The organism is Sporosarcina luteola (assembly GCF_023715585.1).
Lineage (GTDB): Bacteria > Bacillota > Bacilli > Bacillales_A > Planococcaceae > Sporosarcina > Sporosarcina luteola_D.
The window spans coordinates 1-1145 of record NZ_JAMBOK010000010.1 but is presented as its reverse complement, the minus strand read 5'-3'; the positions used below and the strand labels follow the sequence as shown (position 1 = coordinate 1145).

Annotated in this window: 8 tRNA genes and 1 rRNA gene; all 9 read right to left on the bottom strand. The window is 49.3% G+C overall.

What is annotated here, in order from left to right:
- Positions 1–45: 45 nt before the first annotated feature.
- Positions 46–122, bottom strand: a tRNA-Pro gene (locus M3193_RS16520).
- Positions 123–138: 16 nt separating this feature from the next.
- Positions 139–215, bottom strand: a tRNA-Arg gene (locus tag M3193_RS16515).
- Positions 216–241: 26 nt separating this feature from the next.
- Positions 242–330: transfer RNA gene (locus M3193_RS16510), tRNA-Leu, on the bottom strand.
- Positions 331–339: 9 nt separating this feature from the next.
- A tRNA-Gly gene (locus tag M3193_RS16505) sits at positions 340–414 on the bottom strand.
- Between the two features lie 9 nt (positions 415–423).
- A tRNA-Leu gene (locus M3193_RS16500) sits at positions 424–505 on the bottom strand.
- A 29-nt stretch (positions 506–534) separates the two neighbouring features.
- Positions 535–610, bottom strand: a tRNA-Lys gene (locus tag M3193_RS16495).
- Positions 611–618: 8 nt separating this feature from the next.
- Positions 619–694 (bottom strand) — tRNA-Thr (locus tag M3193_RS16490).
- A gap of 25 nt (positions 695–719) precedes the next feature.
- Positions 720–795, bottom strand: a tRNA-Val gene (locus M3193_RS16485).
- A gap of 28 nt (positions 796–823) precedes the next feature.
- A 5S ribosomal RNA gene (gene rrf, locus M3193_RS16480) occupies positions 824–939 on the bottom strand.
- Between the last annotated feature and the right edge of the window lie 206 nt (positions 940–1145).

Below are 1145 nucleotides of genomic sequence, written 5' to 3'. Positions count from 1 at the left end.
TGCAAGGCAGGCGCTCTCCCAGCTGAGCTAAGGCCCCATAAGAAGTGGTCGGGAAGACAGGATTCGAACCTGCGACCCCTTGGTCCCAAACCAAGTGCTCTACCAAGCTGAGCTACTTCCCGATATTTATAAAGTTAATGGCGCGCCCGGCAGAAGTCGAATCCACAACCTTCTGATCCGTAGTCAGACGCTCTATCCAATTGAGCTACGGGCGCATATTCATTTAAATGAGACACAGTATTGGTGCCGAGAACCGGAATCGAACCGGTACGGTAGTCACCTACCGCAGGATTTTAAGTCCTGTGCGTCTGCCAGTTCCGCCACCCCGGCGCAAGTAAATGGAGCGGAAGACGGGATTCGAACCCGCGACCCCGACCTTGGCAAGGTCGTATTCTACCACTGAACTACTTCCGCGAAAAAAAGTGCGGGTGAAGGGAGTCGAACCCCCACGCCTTGCGGCACTAGATCCTAAGTCTAGCGTGTCTGCCAGTTCCACCACACCCGCATATTAAAATCAAAAACAAGCAGTAAAAATGGTGAGCCATGCAGGATTCGAACCTGCGACCCTCTGATTAAAAGTCAGATGCTCTACCGACTGAGCTAATGGCTCGAAAAAAATGGTGCCGGCGATAGGAGTCGAACCCACGACCTACTGATTACAAGTCAGTTGCTCTACCAACTGAGCTACACCGGCACATAAGAGTTATATTAAAATAATATGGTGGAGGATGACGGGTTCGAACCGCCGACCCCCTGCTTGTAAGGCAGGTGCTCTCCCAGCTGAGCTAATCCTCCAATTGTAATTCCTATAGGGAATTGACAAGCCCGGCGACGTCCTACTCTCACAGGGGGAAGCCCCCTACTACCATCGGCGCTGAAGAGCTTAACTTCCGTGTTCGGTATGGGAACGGGTGTGACCTCTTCGCCGTCGTCACCAGACTTGTAACATCCTTTTCAAGGACATTAATCATTATACCAATTCTCTATAGATTTACAAGTACTTTTTTAATAAAAGTACTATGAACGATGCTTGTTCGTTCAAAACCGGATAAAACCAACATTGTTGCTGAACTTCAAGTTCAACCGTACTTAAGTAACTTAAGGTTAAGTCCTCGATCGATTAGTATCCGTCAGCTGCACGTGTC